Below are 15,392 nucleotides of genomic sequence, written 5' to 3' on the forward strand. Positions count from 1 at the left end.
TCATGACCGAATTCACCGTCACCGAGGGCGACGCGTCGACGCGCGCGATCGCCCTCGGTGCGGACCCCGGGGCCGCGAAGAAGCGAGGGCCGAAGAACTGGCGCCCGCTCCTGCTCCTGATCCCGGCGTTCGTCATCGTTTCCCTGTTTTTCCTCGCACCGCTCATCGACGTGTTGATTCGTTCGGTGACGGACCCGCAGCCCGGCATGCAGAATTACGTCTGGCTGTTCACGACCGAGGCGAATCTCACGGTGGTGCTGCGGACCTTCGGGACCGCGATCATTGTCACGATCGTCTGCCTCCTGCTCGCCTATCCGTACGCGTATCTCATGACGATCGTCTCCGATCGCACGCGCAACATGATGCAGCTGTTCATCATGATGCCGCTGTGGACCTCGATTCTGGTCCGCACCCTTGCCTGGATGGTGCTCTTGCAGGACACCGGCCCGATCAACGGCATTCTTGCCGCGTGGTTCGGGATCGGACCGATCCCCCTCATCCGCACTACCTTCGGCGTCGCGCTCGGGATGAGCCAGGTGCTGCTGCCGTTCATGGTGTTGCCGCTGTACTCGTCGATGTCGAAGATCGATAAGCGTCTGCTGCCGGCGGCCTCGAACCTCGGCGCGAACCCGGTGACCGCCTTCTTCACGGTGTATCTGCCGCTGTCGAAGCCCGGCATCTTCTCGGGCGGCGTGACCGTGTTCATCCTCGGTCTCGGGTTCTACATCATCCCCGCGTTGCTCGGCTCGTCGAAGGAGATCATGATCTCCGCGATGATCCAGCAGCAGATCAGCGTCTTCCTCATGTGGGGCCAGGGCACCGCGCTCGGCATCTTCTTGCTGGTGTGTACGATCCTGATCCTGGTGGTCGTATCGCGGCTCAATAAGGGCGGCAGCCTGTTCCCGGGGGTGAATCGCTGATGACGTTCAAGCGTGTACTCGGCGTCTTCGCCGTGCTGATCGTGCTGTGGCTGATCCTGCCCACGCTCGTGATTGTCCCGATGTCATTCAACGAGGCACCCTCGTTCAACTTCCCGCCCAAGGGCTTCTCGCTGCGCTGGTACGAGAACTTCTTCACGGACGCGACCTGGATGAAGGCGCTGTTCTCGTCGCTGCAGGTGGCCGTGTTGACGATGCTCGTCGCGACCGCCGTGGGCGTGCTCGCGGCCCTCGGCCTCTCGAAGGTGAAGTTTCGGGGCAAGGGGCTCCTGGAAGGCTACTTCCTGCTTCCGCTCATCGTCCCCGGCATCGTGCTCGCAGTGGGTCTGTACTCGCTGTTCCTGCGGATGAACCTGCTGGGCACCCTGCCCGGCTTCATCCTGGCGCACACGATCGTCGCCATGCCGCTCGTCATCACGAACGTGATGGCGTCGCTGCAGGGTTTGGACCCGCGGCTCGAACAGGCCTCCGCATCGCTGGGCGCTGGCCGGGTCCGCACCTTCTTCAGCATCACCCTGCCGCTCATCGCGCCGGGCGTGACCGCGGGAGCCCTGTTCGCGTTTGTTACCTCGTTCGACGAGGTGATCCTGTCGCTGTTCATCCAGAGTCCTTCACTGCAGACCCTGCCGGTGAAGATCTTCAACAGCGTCACCCAGACCAATGACCCCACGGTGGCGGCCGTCGCGGTGATCACGATGCTGACCTCGGTCGTCGTGATGCTGATCGCCCAGTTCGCCACGCGGAAGAGAAAGCGACCGGTAGCGTGAACGCTATGACTCACAACGACATCCCCGTGCCCGCCGGGCACGAGCAGGAGCTGCGCTCTGAGGGCCTGAACACGCAGGCGATCCACGCGATCGGCGACGCGGGCATCAGCCTGAATCAGGTCACGAAGCGCTACGGCGACAAAGCCGTGGTTGACGAGATCGACCTGGTGATCGAACCGGGCGAGTTCATGACCTTCCTCGGCCCTTCGGGCTCGGGGAAGACCACGACGCTCAACATGATCGCTGGCTTCACCTCGGTCACCGAGGGCATGCTGCACATCTACGGCAAGCCCGTGGCGAAGCTGCCGCCGCACAAGCGCGACATCGGCATGGTGTTCCAGAACTATGCGCTGTTCCCGCACAAGACGGTCGCGGAGAACATCGCCTACCCGCTGCAGCGCCGCAAGCTCAGCAAGGCGGAGCAGCAGCAGAAGGTTGCCACCGCGCTCGAGATGGTGCGGATGGGCGAGTACGGCGATCGCTTCCCGTCGGAGCTCTCGGGCGGCCAGCAGCAGCGCGTCGCCCTCGCCCGGGCGCTCGTCTACGAGCCCCGCGTGCTGCTCATGGACGAGCCGCTGGGCGCGCTCGACAAGAAGCTGCGCGAGTGGCTGCAGACCGAGATCAAGCGGATCCACCGCGAGGTCGGCTCGACGTTCGTGTACGTCACGCACGATCAGGAAGAAGCGCTGTCGATGTCGGACCGCATCGCGGTCTTCAACAACGGGCGCATCGAGCAGGTCGGCACGGCGGAGGACCTCTACGAGGCACCGCAGACCCTGTTCGTGGGCCGCTTCCTCGGGGAGTCCACCGTGCTGCTCGGAAAGGGCACGACCGACGGCGACCGCCGCACCGCGATCGATGTGGCCGGGCACCGCGTGGTGGCCGATGGCCTGAGTAGCCACGAGGATCTCGCGATCCTGATCCGGCCAGAGAACCTGCGTCTCGAGCCCGCTGGCACCGCGCCGTCCGAGTCGCAGAACGCGATCCCGGTCACGATCCTGGACGTCACCTACCTGGGGGCCTCCCGCCGCTACACCGTGCGCCTGCCGGACGGCAGCGAGGGCGCCGTGCGCCTGGGCCAGGAAGCGCGCATCCACAATCGGGGCGACGAGGTCGCGATGATGTGGGACATCGCATCGGGCGTGCTGCTCGTGGACACCGGCGAGGCCGGGGAGTCCGCAACGTAACACGCGCACACACGCCAGGGGCGGTGCCGGATCACGCGATCCGGCACCGCCCCTGGCGTTTGGTGGTGCGGCTACGCGTCGATGTCGACGTGTTTCGTTTCGGGCGTGAGGATCAGCGCGACGAGGGTGAGTACGGCCGCCCCCGTGAGGTAGAGCCCCACATAGACGGGGCTGCCCTCGGCCAGCCCCCACAGCCACACCGCGATGATGGGTGCGAGGGCGGCACCGAGGATCGAGGACACGTTGTAGGCGATCGCCGAACCCGTGTAGCGCACGTTGGTGGGGAACATCTCTGGCAGGAACGCACCCATCGGCCCAAAGGTGAGGCCCATCAGGGTAAAGCCGAGCGCGAGGAAGAACATCACGAGCGCGGTTCCGCCGCCGAGCAGCGGCACAAAGGTGAAGCCGAACGCCGCGATCGCGGCGGTGACCCAGATGAGCGTGCGGCGACGTCCGAAGCGATCCGCCAGCGGGCCGGACACGAGCGTGAAGATGCCGAAGAAGACGACGCCGAACACGAGCATCAGGATGAAGTCGTTGTACGCGTAGCCGAGGCCGGGAACGTACGCGCTGGCATCGAAGTCGGTGCCCGCCGCCGCCGCGGCCTGCTCGGCTGCGGTGAGGCCGGGCCGAGTGCCGAAGGTCAGGGTAAACGAGGTCATCAGGTAGAAGAGCACATACGTGGCGAGCATCGCGAAGGTGCCGAGGACCAGCGCCTTCCAGTGATCGCGGAAGGCAACGGCCACGGGGAGGCGCGTGACCTGGCCAGCCTCTTTCGTGCGTTCGAAGGCGTTGGACTCGACGAGTTTCAGGCGAACCCAGAGGCCCACGATCACCATGACCGCGGAGAACAGGAACGGAATGCGCCAGCCCCAGCTCAGAAACGCCTCCGACGCGATCCCCGGCCGTGCCGGATCGGCGAGCGCGTTGTTGATCACGAAGAACAGCATGTTCGCGATGATGAAGCCGAGCGGCGCTCCGAGCTGCGGGAATGTGCCGTACCAGGCGCGCTTGCCCTCGGGTGCGTTCTCTGTGGCGACGAGCGCGGCACCGGACCACTCTCCGCCGATCGCGAAGCCCTGCACCAGGCGCATGAGGAGCAGGAGCACGGCGGCCCACGCGCCGACCTGCGCGTGGGTGGGCAGCACGCCGATCAGGAACGTCGCGATGCCCATGGTGAGCAGGGAAGCCACGAGCGTCGTCTTCCGGCCCAGCCGGTCGCCCAGATGGCCGAAGAACACGGCGCCGATGGGGCGCGCGAGCATCGCGGCGCCGAACGTCGCAAATGACGCGAGGAGCGCGGTCGTCTCATTCCCGGTCGGGAAGAACAGGTGCGGGAAGACGAGAACCGCCGCCGTGGCGTAGACGTAGAAGTCGTAGAACTCGATCGTGGTGCCGATGAGGCTCGCAAGAATAACCCGCGAGCGGGAGTTTCTCGGAGCGGAGGGGGTGGTGTGCGGTGCTGCTGTGGTGCTCAAGATCGGCTTTCGTGTGGGGTGAAGCGCGGACCCCGCAACGCCGATGTGGTGAGATGGCTCGCGCCAGTGAACTCGGGCTCTTCGTGGGAGCCTGTGCTCTAGGGTACGCCTCGACGGGCACGTCGTGGTGTTCCGGTGACACACGGCGTCATCGGCCGGGTGCCGGCGGCCGCGCCGAGAGGTCCCGGCCCCGCACCGGAATGCGTGGGCGGGGCCGGGACGATAACGCTGAACGAGACAACCGTGGTGCCCGGCGTCGGCGGGACGCCGGAGAGCACTCCGGTTTCGGGATCAATCGAGAGCCATTCCGGTGCGTCTTCGCTCAGCGCGTACTGCGCTGCAGGGAAGCCGTCGGTGACCGTGATTTCATGGGTGAACGGGGTCAGTGCCGTCCCCGTCGCGGCATCGGCGCTGGTGACCTCGGCGCGAACGACCGGCAACGTCACGGTTCCGCTGAACACATTGAACGAGCTGACCGCTTCTTCAAACGTGTATCGGAGCTCCGTGGTCGACTCAGCGAGGTTCAGGCTGACGATCGGCGCTTCCGGGGCACCCGGCGGCACGATCGTTCCGCCGAGCGTGGCGGGCGTGGTGCCGTCGTGGAGCGCGGTGTGTCCGGTGACGTCGAAGATGATGCGGGTGGCACCGACCGGAACAAACAAGGTTGGCCCCGCGACCGACTGAAAGTTCACCACGTGGCTGGCGTCCGCGTCTGGGGTGATGCCTTCGAGGCTGCGGATCATGTTGCGATTCGCTTGGAACGTGCGGAGCCCGGTCGAGGCCGCCAGCGGCGTGAGGTCGGTCGTGCCCGTGTTGATAATCCGGAGCGAGCGGAGCGCCGGCTTGTTCGCGAGTGGCCCGATTCGGCCTTCCAGAGTCGGGTTTTCGTCGACCCCGATGTCAGTCAGAGCGGCGAGGTCGTCGAGGCCTTCGAGGGAGGTCAGCTGATTGCTGGATGCCGCGAGATACCCGAGATTTCGCATGTCGCGCAGCGGGCTGAGGCTTGAGACGGCGTTCCCGGTGACTCCCAGATGTGTGAGAAGCGTGAGCCCGTTCAGGGGACCGAGATCGGTGATCGCGTTGTGCTGCACGAAGAGCCGCGTGAGCTGGGTCGCGTGCTCGAGACCGGTGAGCGAAGTAATCTCGCGCCGGTCGCACGAGAGTTCCGGCGTGATCGAGCCGAGCTCCTGCGCGGTGATGGCCTGGTCCGACGGTCGGCCAGCACCCAACTGTGCGTTAATGCACGCGGCGAGGCCTGCGTCTTCGCTTTCGCCGAGCGCAGCGGCCGACGCGACGCTTGACCCCGCAATGAGCCCGTCGGCACTCAGCGCGAGCGCGCCACTCGCGGCGAGATGCTTGCGATGTGTGCGGAGTGTTGTCCGCCGTGCCGTACGAGCTGCTCCCATGTGCATTCCCCTCGGTCGGTGCGTCGTCGCACGCGCTGTCGGGACACTCGATTCCCACCCGTCCCTGGGGTTGAAGTTATGTCGCCTTCAGGCGACGTCAAGGGGTGGTGTGTGGTGGGCTCGCCACTGTGATCTGGCCTTTTCTTCTGAGGGCCGTGGGTGGATTGCGGTTGCGGTAGTTGGGCGGTAGGTTGGGTGGTGTCACTGAACGAAGTGTTCAGTGATACGGACAGCGGTGTTCAGCATTTGCTCGCAACTAGCGCAGCGGAGCCCCGCGAGGAAGCGATGAGGGTTCCGGAGTGACTGAAGAACAGGAGCTGGGTCGGCGCGTTGCCGAGTCCCGAGAGCTACGAGGCCTGAGTCTGCGCGCACTTGCCGCCGCCGCAGGCGTGAGTTCAAGCTTCTTGAGTCAGCTCGAGAACGGGCGCACGAACGCATCGGTCGCCTCTCTCCGTAAGATTGCTGCCGCGCTGGGCGTCACGCCCGCGCACCTGCTCGACGCCTCAAATGGTCACACCCGTGGTGTGCTCCGCGGCACGGACCGGCCTACTCTGCCGCTCGATGGCGCACAAAAGTACGTGATCTCGCAGGAACCCCTGCGGAACCTGGAGATCTATTCCGGCACCTTTGCTCCGGGCGGGAGTACGGGTCCCGACCTTTACAGTCACGGCAACGCGCAAGAGTTCCTGATCGTGGTTGCGGGCGCGGTAACGCTCGAACTCGCCGGTGAGCGCTACACGATGCAGAAAGATGACTCGATCGAGTTTCTGAGCTCGGTTCCGCACCGCATCGTAAACGATTCTGAGGTCACCGCAGAGGTGCTGTGGATCAACAGCCCGCCGACGGGGGCCGAGGAAGTACATCCCGCTCAGCCGCGTACTGTCGCCGACTAAACAGACCCTTTTTGCTCTACCCCCATCCCCACACGCAAGGAGATCACGATGATCAACCGCAAGCGATCCGCACTCGCCACACTTGGTGGGCTCGCGCTAGCTGCCACTCTTGTCGGCTGCTCCGGCGGCGGTGCCCCGGTCGAGGTTGACCTGGGCGACGGCCCCGCTGTTGCCGGCACAGTGAAAGAAAATGCTCTCGACGGCGTCACCCTCACGCTCGCCTCCTGGGGCGGTGTCTTCCAGGAGGGGCAGGTCGAGGCGGCATCCGTGCCCTTCGCGAAGGCCTCCGGCGCGACAATGCTCGACGACGGCCCCACTGAGTACGCCAAGGTCAAGGCGCAGGTCGAAAGCAAACAGGTGACCTGGGACATCGTCGACAGCGACATCATCTGGGCAGATATGCAGTGCGGTGAAGACGGGCTCCTGATGGACCTCGACACCGAGATCGTGGATATCTCTAACGTTCCCGAAGGATTGGTTGGCGACTGCTACGTGCCGGCCATGCAGTACGGCTACGTGATCATGTACAACGCTGACAAGTACCCGACCGCACCGACCGGCTGGGCCGACTTCTTTGACACCGAAAAGTTCCCGGGCAAGCGCGGCATCGCGGGCTTTGAGGATATCGGCCCGGGAGTCTACGAGGGTGCGCTGCTCGCTGACGGGGTGGCACCTGACGAGCTGTACCCGCTCGACATGGACCGCGTGTACACCAAGCTCGATGAGGTGCGCGAGAGCTTCATCTATTGGAAGACCGGTGCCGAGTCTCAGCAGATGATCGAGTCGGGCGAAGCCGACATGGCGCTCGTCTGGTCCGGTCGTGGCTATGCCGCGGTCGAGAACGGAGCGAACTACCAGCCGATCTGGAACCAGTCGCTCGCCATCGCCGAGGCTCTGGGCGTGCCGAAGAATGCGAAGAACCCGGACGCGGCGTTCGCGTACATCAACTACTACCTGGGCGCCGAACAGCAGGCGAAGCTCACCGAGCTGACCTCCTACTCGCCCGTGCACCAGGACGCGAAGCCGGAGCTTTCCGAACTGGGCTATGAGTACCTGACGACGAACCCTGAGATCGCGTCCCAGATGGTGAAGACCGACGCTGGCTGGTGGGCGGAGAACTACGACGCCGAGCTGTCGCGCTGGCTGGACTGGATTCAGGGCTAGCGATGACTGAGACCGCACTGATCGGAGGCGGGAGGGCCCCCAAGGCTCCTCGCGCCTCCGGTCGGGCGTGGTTGCTGCTGCTTCCCGCCTACGCACTCCTGATCGGGGTGTTCGCTTACCCCCTCCTGGAAAGCGTGTGGCGAAGCTTCAGCGATCCCACGCTCGGCTTTGACAACTACACCTGGGCGCTGAGCAATCCGAACAACGTCGGGGTGATTACTCGCACCTTCGGGAACGCGCTGCTGGCGACCGTGATCTGTCTGGCGCTCGCGTATCCGTACGCCTACCTCATGACCATCGTCGGGGCCAAAGCCCGTGCGGCGCTCGTCGTGATTGCCCTCATTCCGTTTTGGACTTCGCTCATGATCCGCACTTTCGCCTGGATCGTATTGCTGCAGGACGGTGGCGTAGTAAATACCCTCCTCGGCCTCTTCGGCATCGGGCCGCTCGAACTCCTCCGTACCAACACCGGCGTCATCATCGGTCTGAGTCACGTGCTGATGCCGTTTATGGTGCTGCCGCTCTACGCCGTGATGAGCGGCATTGACCTCCGCCTCGTGACCGCGGCGCGTTCCCTCGGAGCGCGGCCTGCAGTGGCATTCGCCAAAGTGTTTGTTCCGCTGAGCTTGCCGGGCGTCGCGGCGGGGTCCCTGCTCGTGTTCATCCAGGCGTTGGGCTTCTACGTCACCCCGGCACTGCTCGGTTCTCCATCCGACAGCATGCTGGCGCAGTCCATCTACGCCCAGGTGTCGGGCCTGCTCGAATGGGGCCGCGGTGGTGCGCTCGGCGTCATACTGCTGGTCATCACTGTGCTGTTGCTCGGGATCATCGGCCTGGTGGCCCGACTCAGTAGCCGCAAGGGCATCAAAGTGAAGGTGCTGTAATGCTGAAAACACATCCCGTGACCAAAGCAATCCTGTGGGTGGTGGCAGGCCTCGTCGCGATCTGGTTGGTCGCACCGAGCCTGATCGTGATCCCCCTCAGCTTCACGGACAAGGCATCCCTCGTGTTCCCGCCGACCGGCTGGTCGACGCGCTGGTATGAGTCGTTCTTTACGAATCCGGAGTGGACCCGGGCTCTGGGGAACTCCCTGCTGATCGGTCTGCTCGTGGCCGCGCTGGCGACGCTCCTGGGGCTTCTGGCCGCTCTCGGTCTGCGACGTATGGCGAACAAGAAGATCATCGCCGGGCTCACGTTCGGCCTACTGGCACCGATGGTTGTCCCCGGCATCGTGGTCGCCATCGGCCTGTACGCCGTGTTCCTGAAGGCCGGCCTGGTGGGCACACTCCTCGGATTCGTGCTCGCTCACACGGTGCTCGCCTTGCCATTCACGGTCGTCGCCATCACCGCTGGCTTTGCTGGGTTCGACTCTCGCCTGGAGCAGGCCGCAATGAGCCTGGGGGCGAACCGGTTCACGACGTTCATGCGTGTGACACTGCCCAATATCGTTCCCGGGATGATTTCCGGTGCGCTGTTCGCCTTTGTGACCTCCTTCGACGAGGTCATGCTCTCCCTCTTCATTAAGAGCCCCTACCTGAATACGCTGCCGGTGCTGATGTACTCCAGCGTCACCCGCGACACGGACCCCACGCTCGCCGCTGCGGCCACCGTGATCCTCCTCATTACGACGGTCATCGTCGTTCTGGGACTGACCCTCTCCGGAAGGAAAACTCGTGCCCGAGCAAAGTAACCGGGGCGCAGAGATTCGCCTCGACGGCGTATCCAAGCACTACCCGAAGTCGATCGCGCTGGACAACGTCTCACTGACGGTAGAGCCTGGCGAGTTCATGACATTTCTCGGACCGTCAGGTTCCGGGAAAACGACCACGCTGAACCTCATCGCGGGCTTCACCGACCTCACCACCGGTAGCGTACGCATTGACGGTCGACAGATGGATGACGTACCCGTGCACAAGCGCGATCTCGGCATCGTCTTCCAGCACTACGCACTGTTCCCGCACATGAGCGTGTTCGACAACGTCGCGTTCCCGCTGGCGCGGCGCAAGGTGTCGAAAGCTGAGACGGTGCAGCTTGTGCACGCGGCCCTCGAAACCGCTGGTCTGGCGGGCTTCTCCGAGCGCTACCCGGCGGAGCTCTCGGGTGGACAGCAGCAACGGGTTGCGCTCGCCCGCGCGCTCGTGTTCCAGCCCAAAGTTCTGCTGCTCGACGAGCCGCTGGGCGCCCTCGACAAGAACCTGCGCGAGAAGCTCCAGCTCGAGCTGCGCCGCATCCATCGTGACGTAGGGCGGACCTTTGTGTTTGTCACTCACGATCAGGAAGAGGCGCTGACGCTCTCCGACCGCATCGCCGTCTTCAACAACGGCCGGATCGAGCAGGTCGGTACCGCAAAGGAACTCTACGAGCGCCCCGCCTCTGCCTTCGTGGCAGGGTTCATCGGTGAATCCACGATGGTTCCTGATGCCTCGGCGGGCACTGTCACCGTGGTGCGCCCTGAGCACGGGGAGCTCTTCCCCGCGGAAGCCGCGCTCCCCACGGGGATGCAGGGCGCGCCGGTCACCGTGCGCCAGTCCGTATACCTCGGTGCGGGGTGGAAACACGAGATCGTGCTCGATCTTCCGGGTCAGGCTGAGCCCGTCGCCGGTGTCATTCGCGGCGCGGAACAGCTGGACTGGCTCGCCGGCTCCAACACCCCGGCCCAACTGGCATGGCACCCCGGCCGCGTGGCCGTGCTGCACGCATAACCCCACGGTCGCACCCCGCGGTCGAACCAGAGACAGAAAGCAAAGGACCCCTTCTCATGATCAATGGCAATGTGTCGCACTGGTGGGAGCAGATTGGTGCCCCCCAGCCGCGACCGGAGCTCCCGGGCAACCTCACCGCCGACGTGGCGATCGTGGGGGCCGGCTACACCGGGCTGTGGACGGCCTTCTACCTGAAGCAGGCCAAGCCGGAGCTGCGGGTCGTCATCATCGAGGAACGGCACGTGGGCTACGGGGCATCCGGCCGTAACGGCGGCTGGCTCACCTCCGCGATCACGGGCGGTCGGGAGCAGTACGTGAAGAGCCACGGGCGCGACGCGGCCGAGCGGTTCCAGCGCGCCATGAACGAGACCGTCGACGAGGTCATCCGGGTCGCCGAGGCGGAGGGGATCGACGCCGACATCAAGAAGGGCGGCGAGTTCAATGTCGCCTACACCCCCGCACAGGAGACACGGATCCGCGCGTTCGCGGCGGCGGAACAGCAGTGGAAGTACGCGGACCTCAGCCTGCTCGAGGCCCCCGATGCGATGGCGAAGATCAACGTCGCGAACACCCGGGCCGCCGTGTGGCACCCGCACGCCGCCCGGATCCAGCCCGCGAAGCTTGCCGCAGGCCTTGCCGCAGCGGTCGAGCGCATGGGGGTCGAGATCTACGAGCGCACCCGCGCGGTCGAGATCGCCCCGCGAAGCGTCCGCACCACCCACGGCACCGTCTCCGCCGAGTACGTGGTGCGTGCGACGGAGGGCTTCACCGCGAACCTCAAGGGCCTGCACCGCCTCTGGCTTCCCATGAACTCCTCGCTGATCGCCACAGAGCCATTGTCGGCCGCGGTGTGGGACGAGCTGAACTGGAATCAGGGCGAGGTGCTCGGCGACTTCGCTCACGTGTACATGTACGCGCAGCGCACCGCCGACGACCGGATCGCGATTGGCGGCCGGGGCGTGCCCTACAAGTACGGCTCGAAGACGGACACCGACGGGGAAACCGCGCTGTCCACGGTGGACACGCTCAGCGAGATCCTGCACCGCTTCTTCCCCGCCACGCGAGGCGCGGCGGTCGACCACGTGTGGTCGGGAGTGCTGGGCGTGCCGCGCGACTGGGCCGCAACCGTGGGGCTCGATCGCGAGACCGGGATCGCCTGGGGCGGCGGCTACGTCGGCACCGGCGTCACCTCCACGAACCTGGCGGGGCGCACGATCACTGACCTGATTCTCGGCAACGATTCCGAGATCGCGGCCCTGCCCTGGGTCAATCACCGGGTGCGCAAGTGGGAGCCGGAGCCGCTGCGCTGGGTCGCGACGAAGGGGCTCTATGCAGCCTACGGCGTCGCCGACCGTACCGAGCTCGCGGGTCGCCAGAAGACCTCCCCGATCGCGCACATCGCCGATGTGATCACCGGGCGCGGCTAAGCCGCGGCCCACCTCAACACACCCGAATACGACGTAGGAGAACCTGATGACGACGATCCTCACGCACGGTGCCCACGACACCGCAGCGGCCGATCTGGGCCCGCACGCACCGAAGCCGACCGCGCTCACCCCCGCACTGACCGAAGGATCATTGACCGTGTGGGAGGGGGGAACGAATGACCGCATCTCGACCGGCCTGTGGGAATGCACCCCCGGCGACTTCACCGCGGTACGCGAGGGCTACACGGAGATCTGCACGATCCTCTCCGGCCGTGTCACCATTGAGGTGGCGGGCGCGGACCCGGAGGAATTCGGTCCCGGCGACGTCATGGTGATGCCGTCCGGGTGGGCGGGCACCTGGCGGGTGCACGAGCCGCTCCGCAAGCACTACACGACGATCCAGGACTAAAGGAGCACCAATGACGCAGCTCGGGGGCGATCTCGCCCTGATCGGGGCGCATCTGCGCACGAACACGGATGCCGACGGGGGCGCCACGGCCCTGGTGATCCGCGACGGGCGGATCGTGCAGCTCGGCACGGACGCCGAGATCAGCGCCGCGGCCGAGGCGGCCGGGATCCCGGTGCGCGATCTCGGTGGGGCGACGATCACCCCGGGCTTCTTCGACTCGCACACCCACCCGCACTGGGCGGCGGACGTGACCGCCGGGGTAGATCTCGGCGGGCTCAGCACACTTGAGGAGATCCGGGCGGCGCTCGCCACCGAGCACGCGCGACTCCCCGAGGGCGCATGGCTGCGCGGCTGGAACCTGGAATACGAGCCCTTCGAGGAGACCGGGCTGCGCGGCGACGTGCTCGCTGACGCGGCCCCGGGCCGGCCGGTCGCGCTGATCTGTTACGACCTGCACACCGGCCTCGGCACCCCCGCGGCCCTCGCGGCCGCGGGCATCACCGGTGCCCGCGAGTTCGAGGACGCGAGCGAGATCGTGGTGGATCCGGACGGCACCCCCACAGGGGAGCTGCGCGAACCCACCGCCTACCAGATCCTCTTCGACGCGGCCCCGTCGCCCTCGCATGAGGCCGAGCGGGATGCCCTGCGCGACATGTTCCGCAGGCTTGCGGCAGTGGGCCTCACGGGCGGCGCGATCATGGACGGCAAGGATCGCACGGTCGAGCTGCTCGGTGAGCTCGAGGAGCGGGGCGAGCTGGATCACCGGGTCACGGTGCACCACTGGCACGCGGTCGCCGACACCGACGAGGACGTCGCACGCGTGATCGGTGCGAAGGACCGGTCCGGGCGGCTGTGGCAGACGGGGGCCATCAAACTCTTCAGCGACGGGGTGATCGACACGGGCACCGCGTGGCTGCACACGGTGGACACCTGCGGCGATGGCCGCGTGCCGTTCTGGCCGTCCTGGGAGCGCTACGGCGAGGTGGTCCGCGCCTACCACGACGCGGGGATGCTGATCGCGACGCACGCCGTCGGCGACTACGCCGTGAGCCGCGTGCTCGACGTGTACGCGACCCTGCCCGAACACCCCGGCCTGCCCTTCCACTCGATCGAGCACCTCGAAGTGCTCTCCGACGCGGATGTCGCGCAGCTGCGCGGGTCCGGCATCACGGCGTCGATGCAGCCGCTGCACATGCAGTGGCGAGCGGCGGATCACAGCGATAACTGGGCCGTGCGCCTGGGGGAGCGTGACGCGACCGGGTATCGGGTGCGCGACGTGCTCGACGCCGGGGTGCGCGTGACGCTCGGTTCGGACTGGCCGGTGGCGCAGTACGATCCGCGGCTCGGCATGGCGTGGGCTCGCGGTCGGCACACGCCGGGCGAGCCTTCGGCGCACGTGTTCGAGCCGTCGCAGCAGCTCTCGGGGGAGGAAGCGGTGCTCGCCTACACCCTGTGGCCCGCGCAGGCCCGCGGCCACGCAGATCGCGGCGTGCTCGCCGTCGGGGCGGTGGGCGACCTCACCGTGTGGGGCGGCGACCCGGTGACGGCAACCCCGGATGAGCTCCCCGAGCTCCCGGTGCGCCTGACCGTGGTCGAGGGCCGGATCATCCACGAGTCGTAGGCCCGCGCCCACGCAGCCCGTGCCGGATCGTGGCGTCCACGGGGACGCCACGATCCGGCACGTCGTGTTTCAGGGGGTCGCTACGCCAGCGCGTCCACGATCCGGCGGGCCTCGCGCAGCCCGCTCTCGATCGCCCCGTCGATGAATCCGCCCCACAGATTCGCGTTGTCGGTGGTCGCGAGGTGGACCACGCCCGCCGGTTCTCGCAGTTCGGCGAGGTCGCGCGTGAGCTGACCGGGCCGGTGTGTCATCCAGGTGTTGCGGGCCAGGGGGTCGGTCATCCAATCGTGCGCGGTCGCATCGGTGATTTCGAGACCCGGACGCAGCGCGTCCACCGCGGCCTGCACACCCGGCAGATCCGCCGGATCGATCCGCGCGTGCTCCGGCCCGAAACCCACGAGCAGGGTGTAGTCGCCCTGCTCGTCGGAGAGATAGAACTCCGCCTTCAGCACCGAGAGCGCGTCGTGCTGGCTGCCGTAGGCGAAGAACCGGGTCACGTGGCCGCGGGCGCGCAGCCATACCTTGGTGCCCTGCGAGGCGACGGTCTCGGCACCCTGCCGCTGCCAGGCCGCAGGGAGCGCGGGCTCGAAGCGGATTCCGGCGATCGCGTTGACGGGCAAGGTGCTGACGACGCGACGGGCCCGGATCCGGGCACCGTCCGCGGTCTCGACGATCGCACCGTCGGCCTCCGCCGTGACGGCGACCACGGTGCTATTCAGTCGGATCTCGCCGGGCACATCGGCGGCCATGAGGTCCGTGAACCCGCGCATCCCGCCCACCACCCGGTACGTCGACGACGCCTCGTGCATGAGCTGCCAGTGCCCACCGGTCGCCGCCACCCAGCGCAGTGCGCTCGAAAGCCCGACCTGATCCAGCGGAGCGTTGACGTGTCCCACCCACACCGACTCGTTTGCCGCGCGCGCCTCGGGATCCAAGCCGATCGCGTCGAAGCGGTCCTGGATGCTGAGGTGGTCCAGCTCCTGGATCGCGCCCACGGTGGGCTCGTCACCGCGCGGCATCGCCGTCCGCACATCGTCGATGACCAGCTGCTGCCCCGCGTCGATGAGCGACATGAACTCGTCGAGGCTGCCCTGCCGGGCCGAGCCGTCGGGTCCACGCCAGTACGCCTCGTCAGCGCGGGGGCTCCGGATCATCTCCCGCCCGTAGCGGGTCATCTCGGCCCAGACGTGCGGCTGCACCCAGTGCACCCAGTTCGCGCCGAGCTCGAGGTCCTGGCCGAGTCGGTGCTCGGTCCAGGTTCTGCCGCCCACGCGATCGCGGGCTTCGAGGGTGAGTACGTTGAGCCCCGCGTTGCCGAGTTCCCGCGCGGCGGTCAGCCCCGCGAATCCGGCTCCGATGACCACGACGTCGACCGACTGCATATCTACTCCTTCGTTGGG

General features: G+C 66.6%; 14 protein-coding genes. 11 read left to right on the forward strand and 3 right to left on the reverse strand.

Annotation, left to right across the window (positions count from 1 at the left end; translation table 11 throughout):
• The first annotated feature begins 2 nt into the window (after window positions 1–2).
• Genes D3230_RS10530 through D3230_RS10540 form a run of 3 tightly spaced genes read left to right on the forward strand, consistent with a single transcriptional unit; the run spans window position 3 to window position 2,892 of the window.
• A complete protein-coding gene (locus tag D3230_RS10530; protein WP_202344992.1) occupies window positions 3–920 on the forward strand; it encodes an ABC transporter permease in 918 nt (305 codons plus the stop codon).
• Entirely contained in the window at window positions 920–1,705 is a 786-nt protein-coding gene (locus D3230_RS10535) for an ABC transporter permease (protein ID WP_202344993.1), read from the forward strand. Before D3230_RS10530 ends, D3230_RS10535 begins: the two co-directional genes overlap by 1 nt.
• Before the next feature lie 5 nt (window positions 1,706–1,710).
• On the forward strand, window positions 1,711–2,892 hold the full coding sequence (locus D3230_RS10540) for an ABC transporter ATP-binding protein (protein ID WP_202344994.1): 1,182 nt from the start codon (window positions 1,711–1,713) through the stop codon (window positions 2,890–2,892).
• Between the two features lie 71 nt (window positions 2,893–2,963).
• On the opposite strand, the gene D3230_RS10545 is transcribed toward D3230_RS10540, so the two are convergent.
• A complete protein-coding gene (locus tag D3230_RS10545) occupies window positions 2,964–4,370 on the reverse strand; it encodes an MFS transporter (RefSeq protein WP_202344995.1) in 1,407 nt (468 codons plus the stop codon).
• 98 nt (window positions 4,371–4,468) lie between these two features.
• Window positions 4,469–5,776 (reverse strand): leucine-rich repeat domain-containing protein, encoded by a 1,308-nt coding sequence (locus D3230_RS10550; RefSeq protein ID WP_202344996.1) that lies wholly within the window; start codon window positions 5,774–5,776, stop codon window positions 4,469–4,471.
• A gap of 299 nt (window positions 5,777–6,075) precedes the next feature.
• Between D3230_RS10550 and D3230_RS10555 the strand changes: the two genes are divergently transcribed.
• Genes D3230_RS10555 through D3230_RS10590 form a run of 8 tightly spaced genes read left to right on the forward strand, consistent with a single transcriptional unit; the run spans window position 6,076 to window position 13,992 of the window.
• A complete protein-coding gene (locus D3230_RS10555; protein WP_202344997.1) occupies window positions 6,076–6,669 on the forward strand; it encodes a cupin domain-containing protein in 594 nt (197 codons plus the stop codon).
• Window positions 6,670–6,717: 48 nt separating this feature from the next.
• Window positions 6,718–7,833, forward strand: coding sequence for an ABC transporter substrate-binding protein (locus tag D3230_RS10560; RefSeq protein ID WP_202344998.1), 1,116 nt, complete (start codon window positions 6,718–6,720; stop codon window positions 7,831–7,833).
• A 2-nt stretch (window positions 7,834–7,835) separates the two neighbouring features.
• On the forward strand, window positions 7,836–8,717 hold the full coding sequence (locus D3230_RS10565) for an ABC transporter permease (protein WP_202344999.1): 882 nt from the start codon (window positions 7,836–7,838) through the stop codon (window positions 8,715–8,717).
• Window positions 8,717–9,523, forward strand: coding sequence for an ABC transporter permease (locus D3230_RS10570; RefSeq protein WP_202345000.1), 807 nt, complete (start codon window positions 8,717–8,719; stop codon window positions 9,521–9,523). Before D3230_RS10565 ends, D3230_RS10570 begins: the two co-directional genes overlap by 1 nt.
• Entirely contained in the window at window positions 9,507–10,535 is a 1,029-nt protein-coding gene (locus tag D3230_RS10575; RefSeq protein WP_202345001.1) for an ATP-binding cassette domain-containing protein, read from the forward strand. Before D3230_RS10570 ends, D3230_RS10575 begins: the two co-directional genes overlap by 17 nt.
• Before the next feature lie 56 nt (window positions 10,536–10,591).
• Complete coding sequence (locus tag D3230_RS10580) at window positions 10,592–11,962, forward strand: NAD(P)/FAD-dependent oxidoreductase (RefSeq protein WP_202345002.1); 1,371 nt, start codon at window positions 10,592–10,594, stop codon at window positions 11,960–11,962.
• Window positions 11,963–12,008: 46 nt separating this feature from the next.
• On the forward strand, window positions 12,009–12,371 hold the full coding sequence (locus D3230_RS10585) for a cupin domain-containing protein (protein ID WP_202345003.1): 363 nt from the start codon (window positions 12,009–12,011) through the stop codon (window positions 12,369–12,371).
• Window positions 12,372–12,381: 10 nt separating this feature from the next.
• The gene (locus tag D3230_RS10590; RefSeq protein WP_202345004.1) at window positions 12,382–13,992 is read left to right on the forward strand and encodes an amidohydrolase; all 1,611 of its coding nucleotides are present in this window, start codon (window positions 12,382–12,384) and stop codon (window positions 13,990–13,992) included.
• Window positions 13,993–14,072: 80 nt separating this feature from the next.
• Here the strand turns inward: D3230_RS10590 and D3230_RS10595 are convergent, their stop codons facing one another.
• Entirely contained in the window at window positions 14,073–15,374 is a 1,302-nt protein-coding gene (locus D3230_RS10595; protein ID WP_202345005.1) for a flavin monoamine oxidase family protein, read from the reverse strand.
• Window positions 15,375–15,392: the final 18 nt, after the last annotated feature.

Origin of the sequence: Leucobacter chromiireducens subsp. solipictus (assembly GCF_016758195.1) — a bacterium.
Lineage (GTDB): Bacteria > Actinomycetota > Actinomycetes > Actinomycetales > Microbacteriaceae > Leucobacter > Leucobacter solipictus.